We start from the raw sequence: 14,370 nt of genomic DNA, 5'->3' as shown, positions 1-14,370 counted from the left end.
CTGTCATAATTTTTATTAATTTCGTGCGACAGTTAACATTTACAAGAGAGAAGTTACCAAATGAAACAATTACAACCAAGTTGAAACAGGTTTAATACAAAAGTGAAGTTCAATTAGTTTTTCTAAWAAATAGCCCCTGCTTCACGTTAGTTTTTTTCATTCGTGAAATTCGTAAATGTCACTTACATTACGCATTCTGACGATTCACAGAACACACCTTCATATCAAATACGCTAACTGGAGACCGCTCTCATGCAAGGTTTAGAACTGGCAATTTTTCTGCAATTCTTCCTTGGGCTTGTTGCTGCCGTAAACCCCATCGGCATCATGCCTATTTTTGTTTCTCTTACAGCTCATATGCCCCCTGAAGAGAGAAATAGGACCGCCTTGCAAGCCAACGTCGCCGTTGCCGTTATCTTAATTGTGTCGCTTGTTGCTGGGCAATTACTATTAGACATGTTCAGCATCTCATTGGATTCGTTCCGAGTTGCCGGCGGCTTACTCTTATTGAGCATCGCCTTTTCGATGATGAGCGGTAAGCTCGGTGAAGATAAACAGAACAAGCAAGAGAAATCTGAGTACATCAGTAAAGAGCAAATCGGTGTCGTACCTTTAGCGATGCCGCTCATGGCTGGTCCGGGTGCAATCAGCTCGACGATAGTGTACAGCTCTCGTTACCCTGCTACGATTGATACACTCGGTATAGGCATTAGCATTATTGTATTTGCGACCTGTTCTTGGCTACTGTTCCGCTCTGCGCCTGTGATCGTTCGTTTCTTGGGACAAACAGGGATCAACGTCATCACACGTATCATGGGGTTAATTCTTGGCGCACTCGGTATCGAGTTTATTGCGAATGGATTACGTAATTTATTACCTGGCTTAGCATAACGTTCAACAGCACCCCAAACGCCTTTTATTGGCATATCGTATCGTTCACACACGAGCCGAGTAGAGCACATTGGCTTTCACTCGCCTCGTGATTGTGAAGCTTATATACTCGTTGTTAACAAGTTTAAAAAGACGAATTTCACTAATGCCATAAAACGTAAATCGTCTAGCGTGAAGCACAAAAAAGCGCCCTAAGGCGCTTCTTCGTTAATTATTCTAAAAAATGAGGCAGTTACGCTTTCTCAGCAAGGATAATGCGCAGAGTACGACGTAGTGGTTCTGCCGCCCCCCAAAGCAGTTGGTCACCAACAGTGAAGGCGTTTAGGAAATCGTTACCCATCGACATCTTACGCAGACGACCGACTGGTACAGACATGGTTCCTGTCACTTTTGCAGGTGTTAGCTCCTGTGCCGTGATGTCACGGTCGTTAGGAATCACTTTAACCCAATCATTGTGCGTTGCGATGATCTCTTCGATCTCGTCCATTGGCACGTCTTGCTTAAGCTTGATCGTGAGTGCTTGAGCGTGACAACGCATTGCACCGATTCGTACACAAGTACCATCAATTGGGATTGGCTGACCATCTAGACCAAGAATCTTGTTCGCTTCAACACCGGCTTTCCACTCCTCTTTGCTCTGACCGTTTTCACGCTTCACATCGATCCAAGGAATCAGTGAGCCTGCAAGCGGAGCACCAAATTGTTCAGTTGGGAATGACGATGAACGAATCGTATCTGCGACTTTCTTATCGATGTCAAGAATCGAACTTGCAGGGTTCGCTAATTCAGAACTTACGCTGTCATTGATCACACCCATTTGTGAGATCAACTCACGCATGTTCTTAGCGCCCGCACCTGAAGCCGCCTGGTAAGTCATGGCACTCATCCATTCAACCATGCCTTTCTCGTATAGGCCGCCCAGAGCCATCAGCATTAAGCTCACAGTACAGTTACCGCCAACGAAAGTGTTGGTGCCACTGTGAATGCCTTGCTGGATTTGAGCCAAGTTAACAGGATCAAGAGTGATGATTGAATCCGCGTCCATACGCAGAGTAGAAGCTGCATCAATCCAGTAACCTTTCCAACCGGCTTGACGCAGTGCTGGGTATACTTTTGATGTGTAATCGCCACCTTGACAGGTAATCACAGCATCAAGCTGTTTTAGGCTATCAATATCAAAAGCGTCTTGAAGGAGGCCTGCATCTTTACCACCTAGAACAGGGGCAGGAATACCAATCTGAGATGTGCTGTAATAAACAGGCTCAATCAGGTCGAAATCTTTTTCTTCAACCATACGTTGCATCAGTACCGAACCAACCATACCGCGCCAACCAACTAGACCTACTCTCATCGCTCACTCTCCATGTATAAATTAAAAAATTACTCTCCCCCATCTATAAGTTTTTCAGAAACAGAACTCAAGTGCTTTTTAGCAAAAAGTGTAACTTTTTCGTTTATTTTAAGTGAACGCGATAAATAGTGCAGTTATCTCTAAATCGTATGAGGTGTCCTTATCTTTAATACATCACGCATTACGTGGATCACCCAAGATGTTGCCGCCCAAAAGGGCCAATTGCCATTCCGATAAAAATCAACGTCAATAGTGATTGTCACTATTTGATAGCACTTAACCCGAGTAGCATTTCACAAAGCACAAACAATACACAACAAAAAACAACACATGGCATTCATCATTTTAACAAAAAAATCAGACAATACAACCACAAATAAATAATTTAATAGTCAAATATCACAACTAGTACGCATTTGTTCGATATAATACTCTAATTGATGTAATGTCTACTTCGCACCCCAAAACGATAACCAAGTACTATAAATGCTCGAAATAATAAGAGGCTTTTATGAAGCAGAGTAAAACTCGACTGCCGAACCTGTTGCAGGTATTCATTGCGTTAGGACTATTTCTATCCCTTGCTTTTTCCTTTACGGCAAAGTTCGACCTCCCAATCCAACTCGCCTTGTACATTGGCTGGTTCATTATCATTGTTCTTGGTCTTCGTCTTGGACACCAATACAAAGACCTAGAAAAAGCGGCACTCAAGGGAATATCGAATGGCTTAGGCGCGGTTTTAATACTTTTAGCCGTTGGCGCTCTTGTTGGTACCTGGATCTCTGGCGGGATTGTACCAACCATCATTTACTATGGTCTTAAAGCTATTCATCCTTCTATCTTCCTTTTAGCGACTATGATCATCTGTTCCCTCACGGCTTTAGCAACTGGCACCTCTTGGGGAGCTGCTGGTACCGCGGGGATTGCAATGATGGGGATTGGCCAAGGTCTGGGGGTTCCTGCACCAATCACCGCGGGTGCCGTACTTTCGGGTTGTTACTTTGGCGACAAGATGTCTCCACTTTCTGATTCAGTGATCCTTGCTTCATCGATGTCTGGTGTCGAAGTTGTTGAACATATTAAAGGCATGTTACCCGTCGCACTAATCAGCTACGTAATTACAGGGATAATGTTTACTGCATTTGGTTTCCACTACGCGGGCAACGTTGACATGAGCCAAGTCGACTCAGTAATTAAAGCAATGGAAGTCCAGTTCTACATCACGCCATACTCATTCGTACCCGTATTGATTGTACTTGGCCTGTTGGCTTTCCGCATGCCGTCATTCCCTGTGATCAGTTTTGGTTCTCTGCTAGGTATAATCTGGGCCGTGATGATCCAAGAAATCGACTTCCTTACTGCTTTTAATACAGCATGGGCACCGTTCTCTATTTCATCTGGCGTGGAGTTCATCGACTCGATTCTTAACCGTGGTGGCATGTCTTCAATGTTAGGTTCGGTTGCGGTTATTGTGTTTGGTTTAGGCTTCGGTGGTCTACTGGATAAAGTCGGTGTGCTAGAGACGATTGCTAAGGTGTTCGAACGCCGGGTTAAGAGCGCAGGCTCACTGGCAACCAGCACCATTGGTACAGCTTTCATGGGTAACGTTTTTGGTTCTGCAATGTATGTATCTCTCATCCTGACGCCAAAAATCTGTGCGAAAAACTATGACCGCTTAGGCTACAAACGTAAGAATCTCTCTCGTAACGCTGAATTTGGCGGTACGTTAACGTCGGGTATGGTTCCTTGGAGTGATAACGGTATCTACATGGCGAGTATTCTTGGCGTTGCTACACTCTCTTACGCGCCATTCATGTGGTTAAGCTTCATCTGTATCATCGTGACTATCGTAACGTCTTATATGGGTTGGTTCGTTGACAAGTGTGAACCAACAGCGCCAGCACTTGACACCGAAGAAGTGATAGAGCTCACTAAGCAACAAGCTTAACATCCTGATGTGTTAGCGGCTTTATCACCCTCGATCTTTTGGAAGATCCGTACCCAAAAAGCATTAATGGTATCGATGCAAAAAGAGCGCCCTAGAGCGCTCTTTTTCTACTTTGACCAACACTCCCCTCACGATGGAGTGCTTAACCAAAGTCATATCAATCATCTCGACAGGCATTAACGCTGACGATCTAAATACGCTTGAGCAAAATCCACAGATGCTTTTATTGCCAACTCGAGTTCCATTAAATCGTGTTCCTCAATCGGACTCGACTGCTTCATTGTCAATTCAATACTCGTGGCAATGATCGCTAATCGAGATGCTTTAATCGTGCCTGCCACGCCTTTTAGGCTATGCACAACACGAACCGCTGAGGTTTGATCGTCGGCTAGTAGAGATTTAAACTTTGTAAAGTCCTCTGCGTGATCTTGAACAAAGACGCCAAGCAACAGTTCAACTGACTCAACATCACCATCGAGCGTTTCGAGCATATCTTCAATATCAATTGCAGGCTTTGAATTGATCACACTGGCGACAGAGCGCTCTGCCTCCGGCACGTCTTGATTACTTTGCTCGATAGTTTGTTGATTGGTAATACTGTTCTTCTCTGGTAATGACACTTCGCAAGATTCATTAAGGTGTCCGTCCTCCCCTACGTAAGCGTCTCTGTCCGTTTTCGCTGAGAAAACATCACCACTACGAGAGGTACTGAATACCCGCTCTTCCTGGTTAGCCATCGTGAACGCATCTTGTTTGCTTAAATTAATATCAGAATCAAAAGAGGGTTTACTCTCTTCTTCTCTTCTCGTTTTTGAGCGAGCCCCCCATACAGCTAACACGAACACCGCCACTAAACTTAAACCTAACATCATGACTAATAGTTTAAATTGACGGTTATGAAATTTAGCTTCGAGTTTAATGATCTGTTCTGTCACTGAATTTATCTTGATTTTATCCACTAAATAATTGAGCTTCGCGTAATCCCCTAATAAGGTTGATGCCTCAGCAAGTAGTTGTTGCATCGCATCTTGCTCTTCGATTCCCAATGAATAAGATTTTTCTAAAATCATATCAAAGGCTCGATAGGTGGCTGACGATCTTTGATTATCAGAATACATAGCTTCAAAAACCACCACGCCGAATTCAATTAACAGCGGTTTTAGGCTGGGAGAAAGATTGGAGTCAGCACGTAATACCTTGATGTTATAAACGAGGTCTTGAACCTGACTTTCTATCGGGATGAACTCATCAAAGTTTTCTAGAAACTGATCAGTTACGTATAGCAGTTGGTTGACATCAGGGCGAAACAAGGCATGTTGGAAATCTGATTCAATCTGAAGTCGAATTGAATAAACCAACTGAGCATTGAGTGCTAGATCATTGATACGAGAGACTCGAAGCGGTTCCGAGAAATAAAGAGATTGTCTCAATTCGTTAACGCGGATACCAAGCTCATTGATTTGAGCAAGAGAATTGGTGTAGGAGCGACTTAGATTAAGAAGAGCCAGTGAAGGAACTAACCACAGAGCCAAGAGCACGACCAAAAAAGTGGCTGGTTTTTTAAAGCGTTTGGGCTTTGCTACTGATTGTTCCATCTATAGTCCTTGTGCGTGTTAACTAGAAGCCATGACATTAACTAAAAGATTGAGCACAAAACAAGCGACAACATCCTGCTGCCGCTTTTATCCGTTAACCCAGGACTATGACTTATTGCGAGTCAGTTGGTCACGTAAGTTCGGTGGTGTGCCTTTAATCGTTAGCGTGTCGGTCTCCGGATCGTAAAAGATACGTTCGCCTAGAAGTAGACTATCAAAACTAACATTTAAACCGCCACCAGCACCAACAAATTTTGTTAGTTTACGCATAGTTGCGCGATCGGCAGGGAAGCTTTCTTCTAACTCATAGCCTTGCTCACTAGTATATTCAAAGAAGCTTGTACCATCGGTACTTGTTGGCAACTCACCAGAAAGTTCACGCACTTGAACTTCATCGCCCGCTTTTAGCTGCTCATTACAGTAGTCTGCAACCTGCTTTTTATAGCTGATCGCTTCTTCTTTTTCTAACTTAGAATCCGAAACAAAATCTTCTACCGCTTGCATCAATACTTGGTTTTGCTGCTTTGCATCTAAACCAACTTCTGCCTGCAAGAAATCTAAAAAGAAATCGGCGACTTTACGACCAACACGTCCCTTAATATAAGTCAGATAACGGTTTGACTCTTTGTCTGTATCGTATGTTGAGAGATCAAGGCGCGCGACAATGTCCATCTTCGAGATATCAAGATAATCCGTTGCACTGATATCAAGCCCTTCTGTCACTTTCAAGCTTTGGTTTGAAGGCAGTAAGCCAATGAACAGGTAGTCTGTCGCCAGTGATTGATATTCCGCTAACACCAAAGTCCCCTCATCAGCAAAAGGATACTTTGAAAGCTCATCTTTTAGACGTAATGCACTTTTTTGAGAGAAATCATAGAAGCTTTGTTCTCCGGTGCGAAATTCATGCAAAGACTGTTGAAATTCACTGTCGGATTTAAACGAACCAAACCCTTTGCCTGCTTTTGAGTTGAACACTCGGTGAAGCTCAGCCACTAGGCTTTCAGATGACGCATCGTTTTCGAGAGACTCAGCACGATAGTTAACAATCAGCTCTTCCTGATCGTTCTTGCTTAATTGATGTAAAATTACGTTGGAAAGGTGAAGGCTCATAATGAAAATATTACCGTTCAGGTTTCAGTTGTCGTGAATAGTAGGTTATCATAAGCCGCTTTTACTATCATTATTAGAGTCCTTATGCCGATTATATCGAAATACACAGATGATCAAGTTGAAAACATCCTGGCTGAAGTAGGCGCTGTGCTCACTAAGCACAAAGCTTCACCTGAGCTTTCACTGATGATCGCTGGAAATATCGCAACCAATGTCTTAAATCAGAATGTTGCAGCTTCACAACGCAAAGGAATTGCTGAAAAATTTGCCGAGGCTTTAATTTCTTCTCTTGAAGACAAAAAGTCTCACTAAATTTGATTGACGGATAAAAGAACTATACATGGTAGACAGCGCAAACTCATATAGCGATCGTGTATCTCGACTGGTTGGTTGGGGTCATTGGTTTGCATTTTTCAACATCATTGCGGCGATGTTGATCGGTACTCGTTATATCACTCAATCTGCTTGGCCAGAAACCCTATTAGGTCAATTCTATTTGGCCGTATCCTGGGTTGGTCATTTTGGCTTTTTAGTCTTTGCTCTCTACCTGTTAGTGCTGTTCCCACTTACGTTCATTCTTCCGTCGAGGAAGTTATTACGTTTGGTTGCCGTTATCTTCGCAACCATAGGTTTAACTGTCCTACTGATTGATACCCAAACGTATCAAAATATAAACCTCCACCTGACACCTGTCGTGTGGGAGGTTTTATTCAGTGGAGAGGAGTCTGCATTTACCTCAGATTTGCAGCACCTCTTCATTATGATGCCGCTCATATTCTTATTACAGCTAGGTCTCTCTGAATGGGTTTGGCGTAAACAACGTAAACTGTCTCACAAACGCATTGGCCGACCGATCGCTGCCGTCTTCTTCTTATGTTTTATCAGCAGCCATTTGACCTACATGTGGGCTGATGCTTATTTCTATAATCCAGTTACCAATCAAAAGACCAATTTCCCACTGTCTTACCCTATGACAGCAAAAAGCTTTATGGAAAAACATGGCCTTTTAGATCGAGAAGAATATCTACAGCGTTTAGAGGAAAATAAAGAGTCCGTAAACTTAATCAGCTACCCACTAGAAAAGATCCAATACAACCGCCGCAGCGATGATCTCAACATCCTGATGGTAAGTGTAAACAACCTTCGTTCTGATGCGCTCAATGCCACAGCGATGCCAAATAGCTATGCCTATGCACAACAGTCGATCAACTTCACCAATCACTACAGTTCCAGTAACGATATGTTTGGTGTTTTCGGCTTGTTCTATGGTCTTCCAAGCAGCTACGCAAGCAGCATTGAAGCACAGGGATCTAGCTCAGTGTTATTCGATGTTTTAGATAATCACAATTATAAGTTTGCTGCTTTTAGTGGTGATAACTTCGACGATCCTCTTTACTCGGAAATTATTTTCCGCGGCCGTGATGTGATGTCAAAGAAAGCAACCTACGATGATCAAAGCGCGATTCAAGCATGGTCAGATTGGGTGCAGTCGTCAGGAAGAAAAGGGCCTTGGTTCAACTTTATTGAGCTTACAACACTCGATAACTTCTCAAATTACGATTCTGTTTCTGATCCTGCGTTGAGCACTGATCAGCGTTTAGCGGCTGATTACCAAAAGTCAGCGCAGGCAGCAGACAACCAATTGGCAACTCTCTACGCTGAACTAAAACGTCTAGAACTTAACGAGAATACTGTCGTCATCATTACGTCTAATCACGGTACTGAATTTAACGAAACGAAGACAAACAGCTGGGGCTCAAACTCTAACTACAGTCGCTACCAGTTACAAGTTCCTTTGTTCATCCATTGGCCTGGCAAGCCGGCTTCCAAATACACGCACCGTTCGAGTCACTTAGATGTGTCAGTCACACTGATGCAAGAACTGCTTGGGGTATCTTCAAATCCTACAGATTTCAGTAGCGGTCGCAGCCTATTTGATGAACGTACGCGGAAATGGATACTTGCAGGCAATTCACGTGAACTCGCACTTGTTACCGACAAGCAAACCACGGTGCTCGATAAGTTTGGTAACTATAAGCTGTATGATGAACACTATAAGCGACTAAAAGACGTTAGCCCTCGTTTACCGGTATTGATGCAAGGCCTAACAGAACTACAACGTTTCTACACAAAGAATGATTAAATAATCATCAAATAAAAAAGGGAAGCGAGTGGCTTCCCTTTTTTATTCTCGCAATCGGTTAGAAAACAAGCAAGTAAACAATATTATTATAATTAAGGGTTTACAAGGCACTCTCTCCCTTATATTATTCACACCACTGGAGGGATGGCTGAGTGGTCGAAAGCACCGGTCTTGAAAACCGGCAACCGTTAATAGCGGTTCTAGGGTTCAAATCCCTATCCCTCCACCACATTAAAGAAAGCCGCTGAGAAATCAGCGGCTTTTTTGCATCTGGTGATCACACAAGCTCATCGTTCAACGGCTGACAGCAAATGCCGCTTTCAACAGCTGCATATGAATCGGCACCAAATCTAGATGTTGAGTTCGATACCCGCCACCGACTACGCATGCCATCGGAATAGACTCTGATTTCGCTAATTCAATCATCAAACAGTCACGTTCAAATATCCCTTGTGTCGAGACATTCAAATAGCCCAGTTCATCGTCTTGATGGATATCGACCCCCGCATCATAAATAATCAGATCAGGTTGCTGGTGAGCAATCGCTAACTTAGTGACTTGCTCAAAACAACGTAAGAACTCTTCATCTTCTGTTTCACGACTTAATGGCACATCGAAATCAGAGAGTGGTTTGCGTGCTGGGAAGTTTTTGTCGCAGTGAAACGACAGAGTAATGATATCGTCGCTCTCTTGGCATAGTGTTGCTGTGCCATCGCCATGATGAACATCACTATCAACAATCAACAATCAACACTTTATCGATATGTTCAAAGGTCAGCGCGTGTTTTGCCGCTAAAACCAGATCGTTCAACAAACAAAAGCCACTGCCAAAATCATGATGCGCGTGATGATAACCACCACTCAAATGAATCGCTAACCCACGCTCTATTGCCATTTCAGCGGCCAAGCAGGTTCCACCACTGGAGTAGAGTGTTCTTTCGATAAGTTGCTCGCTCCACGGGAACCCGATACGTCTCATCTTTGCCGCAGGTAAATGTCCAGACACAAGTAAATCGACATATTCACTATCGTGAACCTGTTTTACTTGTTCAACCGAAACTGGCGTTGGTTCGAAAACTTCAAACTTGCTCTTCCATTGAGGCTCACTATCCATTAATGCCTCTACTGCACGATGTAACAACTGATATTTGTTGATTGGGTAGCGGTGGCCTTCTGGTAAAGACAACTGTGAATAGATTGAGTGGTAAATTAAAGGGATCATAATCAGGTTAATTGCGCATCTTTCTCAAAATCATAACAGTCTCAGACTTGGCGACAACCTTAATTAACAATGACTATTATCATTGGTATCAGGGATTATCAGGAGCGAAAGCGAACAACGAACGTAGCTCCTCTGAGTGATCTGTGACTCTATGGCAACAGTAATGATTTTTATAAGAATATTTAACGGCCAATCGGTGGTGCGTTGGTTTTAACGGGTCAAGCCAGCAAAGTGAACTGATTGAACAGAGAAGGAATCACCATGATCGAAATGTCTATGCCTGAAACGAACCGCGGCACTCAATTAGAGATAACTGACGAGACACACGAGTAAGTGACATATGAACCCTCACCTTCTGCCAAACTTATTGCTGCGCTCACCTCTGGTTTTAATCATCTTGGGGCTCGTCGGCTGTTTTGGTGAAGGGCCCAAAGAGTTATTCGATGACTATCAAACTAAGATAGCCAACGTGCAAGATGCTGACGAGATACAGGAAGACAGGGCGTTTGAAAGCCTACCGAGAAAACGAGAACTGTTGCTGGACGTGCCCTCGCTGTCTATTGGGCTCATCGACAGCTACCAACTTCGTCAGTGTGGATTGTTCAACCTGATTGCTGAAAGAAATTCTATTCTTGGAAAGGTCGCGGACGAGTTTCGTAATTACGATTATCAAGTTGCCCTGCTCAAAGGTGTTGGTCAGTGTTTATCTGATCATGAATTAGACCGAGAGATCTTAGAGCTTCTGAAAGAGATCGAGCAGCAGAAGCTCGCGCAGTTTCCACTGCATCAATGGAATCTCATCTATGCCAGTGATGCGATGCAGTCACAAATGCGGGGGAGTCAGTGGTTACACGCTGATCTCGGTAATCAGGTACAACAAACCCGTGGTGCCTTAGAGCATATTAATCAAGCATTAAATGCACCGCTCGTGTCCGGTGAGGCCACTAAAGTTCAAGAAATATTAGAGAAGAGTTCGACTCTCGGGGATTTGTACTACTCGCTCACACGAGCTTCGGCGGAACTTGATACCATCACCAAACAGCTGACAACTTTTGATGACAATATCATTTGTGGCAAGCAACGGGACACCACTAAGTTTCGTTATCTCAACAATGTGTTCGAGCAACAATACATAGGTAAGGTTCAGCCTTACATGGCGCAACTGGATGGCTACTATCAGCAGTTAGCCCCGCAACTCGGAATGTTTGACGCGCAACCTGATCTGCACAGTTATTACTTTCCCATTCAAGATGCACACCAAGCCTTTCGATCATCAACTCGTCGCCATGTGGATTATTGGCAGCAGCTGTTTAAACGTTGTGGTCGTAAAGTCGGACGTTAATATCGATTCCCAATATCGCTAATAAATAGCGGTTTGCTCATAGTTTTAGCTCTTGGTGCCCTTCTTAGCGTAAGTCCCTTTAGCATAAGACTTCTTCGCACCACCGCCTTTACGACGTTTAAAAGCCGGTCTTTCGACTTTAGGAAGATGGCGCAGAGACTCAGGAACTTCGCCTGTTTTGACCTTGCCCATCAAACCATCAATCTTGCTTTCTAACGCTTGCATGAAAGGCTGATACGCTTGATTTCGTTCTGCCATGCCTTGCAGCTGGTGCTCCCAATGTGCCGTCATGTCTGGGAAGGTCGAATCCTCAGGTAAGGCATGAATCAAGCCTCTGCCCGCAGGGCTACTGTGAATGCTCTTACCTTGGCGCGTTAGCAGTTGTCTTTTGAAAAGGGTATCTAGAATGCCTGCACGGGTTGCTTCTGTGCCAAGGCCGTCGGTCTCTTTCAAAATCGCTTTAAGGTCTTTGTTCGCGACAAAACGTGCGATACCTGTCATCGCTTGAAGCAATGTCGCTTCCGTGAAATGTTTTGGTGGCTCTGTTTTCTTATCACCAATCACGCCTTCACGACAGGTCAGCACCGTACCTTTATCCAATGGGGGAACCGTGTCCGTGCCATCACCTTTTTCTTCGGTGTCTGTTTTACCCATCAACACCTTCCAACCGGGGTTGATAAGCTGACGCCCTTTTGCAATGAACACGCCACCAGCGATATCAAAAACCAGCTTAGCATCCGCAAAAACCGCAGGTGGGTAGAACTGCATCAGATACTGGCGAGCAATTTGCTGATAGATTTTCATCTCATTGGCAGACAGGCCATTCACTGATGACTTCTTCGGTGTTGGGATGATTGCGTGGTGAGCATCGACCTTGCTGTCGTTCCATGCTTTTGATTTCAGAGAAAGATCCGCACCTTGAGCACCACTTTGTAGCTCTCTCGCATTGTTGGCGATAGCGCCTACTATCGATTCCCGCTGCGAGTAGTGCTCTTTAGGTAGATAGCGGCTGTCAGAACGTGGGTAAGTGATGAGTTTGTGCTTCTCGTACAACGACTGACACGTATCTAACACCTGCTGAGCACTCATACCAAAACGCTTAGACGCATCAATCTGCAAAGCAGACAACGAGTAAGGCAGTGGCGCAGCTTGTTTGCTTTGCTTCTGCTCTGATTCCGTCACCGTCGCGGGTTGATTCGCAATTCGGTTAGCCACATTCTCAACCAGCTTTCGATTGAGCACGCGCCCTTCTTCATCTTGCCACGGTTTACATGCTTCGCTTGGTTTCCAACGCGCACGAATATCAAAGCTCTGGCCGTTATTTTGGTAAGGGATCAGCGCATGCAGCGTGAAGTAATCTTTGGGAATGAAATTCTCAATTTCTTCATCACGTCTTACAACCAAACCAAGCACCGGCGTTTGCACTCGACCAACCGACAATACGCCTTGGTAACCGGCTTTTTGACCAAGCAAAGTATAAGCACGAGTCATGTTCATGCCGTACAGCCAATCGGCTCTAGAACGTGCTAATGCAGAAATAGAGAGTGGAATAAAGTCGCGGTTACTGCGCATTTGAGAGAGCGCACGTTTTACGGCAGGTAAGTTCAGGTCGCTGATCAATAGCCTGTCCATCGACTCTTTTTTGGCCTTAGAGACCTTGCAATAATCAATGACTTCATCAACCAGTAACTGCCCTTCTCTGTCTGGGTCGCCTGCATGGACAATTTGGGTCGCGTCCTTCAATAGCTTTCGGATCACCGTGAGCTGTTTGCTTGAAGCTTTACGCGGTCTCAGCTGCCATTGCTCTGGCACAATAGGAAGATCGGCTAAGTTCCACTTTTTATAACGGTCATCATAAGCATCCGGTTCAACCTGTTCCAATAAGTGTCCAACACACCAAGTCACCACATCCCCATTGCCACATTTGATAAACCCTTGGTCTTTCTTCTGTGGATTCGGTAGTGCAGCGGCAATCGCGCGGCCGAGGCTTGGTTTTTCAGCAATAATAAGGCGAGACATGTTTTTCCAGATGCTACAAACAATGAGGGCCACATTATCTAATGTGACCCTAATAAATCAAGAAAAACTGGTTGTTTATACAGTTATCATTCCACTATTCAAGTTTCAGCTTTCTTTATAAGAATTCGACGAACTTCGAGAAATCACGCTCTGGCACCTTCATTGGTGTACAACCCGGAGTACCTAGGTATAAGAAACCAACGATTTGGTCGTCACCTTCTAAGCCAAATGCCTGACGCACCTCTGGGTGAAACATCCAATGCCCGGAGCGCCAAAAACCTTGGAAACCTTGTGCGACTGCGGCCATTTGCATCGCCTGTGCAGCACACCCCGCAGATAGGTGCTGTTCAAATGCGGGCACTTTTTCGTGCTCAGTGACTTTTGCGATGATAGTGATGACCATTGGCGCTCGAAACGGCGATTTCTTTACTTTCTCAATCACCGCTTCTTCACTTTGATCCGCTTGTGCCGCACGAACCAAAATATCAGCAAGCTTTTGAAGCCCTGAACCTTGTGCGATAACAAAACGCCACGGTGTTAACGCGCCGTGGTCCGGTGCACGTAAACCTGCTTTGATGATATTTTCTAACGCCACACCTTCAGGTGCCGGATCAGAGAGTTTTGCGATTGAGCGTCTGTTGAGCAATAGATCCAAAGCATCCATTTGAAGTCCTTACTATTTCTTTATTATTTGTATACTTGAACTTTAGCACAGAATACAAACGATAATAAATCTCAATACCTATCCA

9 protein-coding genes, 1 tRNA gene and 3 pseudogenes are annotated in these 14,370 nt (G+C 44.4%); 6 read left to right on the top strand and 7 right to left on the bottom strand.

The genetic code is table 11. From position 1 onward, the window contains the following. The first annotated feature begins 252 nt into the window (after nucleotides 1–252). Nucleotides 253–891, top strand: a complete 639-nt coding sequence (locus L4B77_RS14220) for a YchE family NAAT transporter (RefSeq protein WP_372066094.1) — start codon at nucleotides 253–255, stop codon at nucleotides 889–891. 232 nt (nucleotides 892–1,123) lie between these two features. On the opposite strand, the gene asd is transcribed toward L4B77_RS14220, so the two are convergent. Next, on the bottom strand, nucleotides 1,124–2,242 hold the full coding sequence (asd, locus tag L4B77_RS14215; protein WP_372041336.1) for an aspartate-semialdehyde dehydrogenase: 1,119 nt from the start codon (nucleotides 2,240–2,242) through the stop codon (nucleotides 1,124–1,126). 511 nt (nucleotides 2,243–2,753) lie between these two features. On the opposite strand from asd, the gene nhaC reads away from it, so the two are divergent. Continuing rightward, nucleotides 2,754–4,190 (top strand): Na+/H+ antiporter NhaC, encoded by a 1,437-nt coding sequence (gene nhaC / locus L4B77_RS14210; RefSeq protein WP_261837703.1) that lies wholly within the window; start codon nucleotides 2,754–2,756, stop codon nucleotides 4,188–4,190. A 176-nt stretch (nucleotides 4,191–4,366) separates the two neighbouring features. Here nhaC and L4B77_RS14205 read toward each other — a convergent pair. From L4B77_RS14205 to yejK, 3 genes and pseudogenes are all read right to left on the bottom strand, one after another. Beyond that, nucleotides 4,367–4,729: pseudogene (locus L4B77_RS14205) on the bottom strand (Hpt domain-containing protein); the annotation flags it as partial. Between the two features lie 299 nt (nucleotides 4,730–5,028). Next, a pseudogene (locus L4B77_RS14200) lies at nucleotides 5,029–5,785 on the bottom strand (Hpt domain-containing protein); the annotation flags it as partial. Nucleotides 5,786–5,890: 105 nt separating this feature from the next. Further along, the gene (yejK, locus tag L4B77_RS14195) at nucleotides 5,891–6,895 is read right to left on the bottom strand and encodes a nucleoid-associated protein YejK (RefSeq protein ID WP_429751172.1); all 1,005 of its coding nucleotides are present in this window, start codon (nucleotides 6,893–6,895) and stop codon (nucleotides 5,891–5,893) included. A gap of 84 nt (nucleotides 6,896–6,979) precedes the next feature. Between yejK and L4B77_RS14190 the strand changes: the two genes are divergently transcribed. From L4B77_RS14190 to L4B77_RS14180, 3 genes are all read left to right on the top strand, one after another. Further along, on the top strand, nucleotides 6,980–7,207 hold the full coding sequence (locus L4B77_RS14190; protein ID WP_261837706.1) for a YejL family protein: 228 nt from the start codon (nucleotides 6,980–6,982) through the stop codon (nucleotides 7,205–7,207). A 28-nt stretch (nucleotides 7,208–7,235) separates the two neighbouring features. Next, entirely contained in the window at nucleotides 7,236–9,038 is a 1,803-nt protein-coding gene (locus tag L4B77_RS14185; protein WP_372094044.1) for a DUF3413 domain-containing protein, read from the top strand. Between the two features lie 138 nt (nucleotides 9,039–9,176). Beyond that, a tRNA-Ser gene (locus L4B77_RS14180) sits at nucleotides 9,177–9,267 on the top strand. 65 nt (nucleotides 9,268–9,332) lie between these two features. On the opposite strand, the pseudogene L4B77_RS14175 reads toward L4B77_RS14180, so the two are convergent. Then, nucleotides 9,333–10,260: pseudogene (locus tag L4B77_RS14175) on the bottom strand (histone deacetylase family protein). A 340-nt stretch (nucleotides 10,261–10,600) separates the two neighbouring features. Here L4B77_RS14175 and L4B77_RS14170 point away from each other — a divergent pair. Further along, the gene (locus L4B77_RS14170; RefSeq protein ID WP_429751170.1) at nucleotides 10,601–11,602 is read left to right on the top strand and encodes a DUF3080 domain-containing protein; all 1,002 of its coding nucleotides are present in this window, start codon (nucleotides 10,601–10,603) and stop codon (nucleotides 11,600–11,602) included. A 45-nt stretch (nucleotides 11,603–11,647) separates the two neighbouring features. Here L4B77_RS14170 and L4B77_RS14165 read toward each other — a convergent pair whose 3' ends face one another. Further along, the gene (locus L4B77_RS14165) at nucleotides 11,648–13,621 is read right to left on the bottom strand and encodes a DNA topoisomerase III (RefSeq protein WP_429751168.1); all 1,974 of its coding nucleotides are present in this window, start codon (nucleotides 13,619–13,621) and stop codon (nucleotides 11,648–11,650) included. Nucleotides 13,622–13,736: 115 nt separating this feature from the next. Continuing rightward, nucleotides 13,737–14,285, bottom strand: a complete 549-nt coding sequence (locus L4B77_RS14160; RefSeq protein WP_261837717.1) for an NAD(P)H nitroreductase — start codon at nucleotides 14,283–14,285, stop codon at nucleotides 13,737–13,739. Between the last annotated feature and the right edge of the window lie 85 nt (nucleotides 14,286–14,370).

This window comes from Vibrio minamisatsumaniensis, assembly GCF_050337445.1.
GTDB lineage: Bacteria > Pseudomonadota > Gammaproteobacteria > Enterobacterales > Vibrionaceae > Vibrio > Vibrio artabrorum.
The sequence above is the reverse complement of the archived record's forward strand: the minus strand, read 5'-3'. Positions and strand labels throughout refer to the sequence as shown.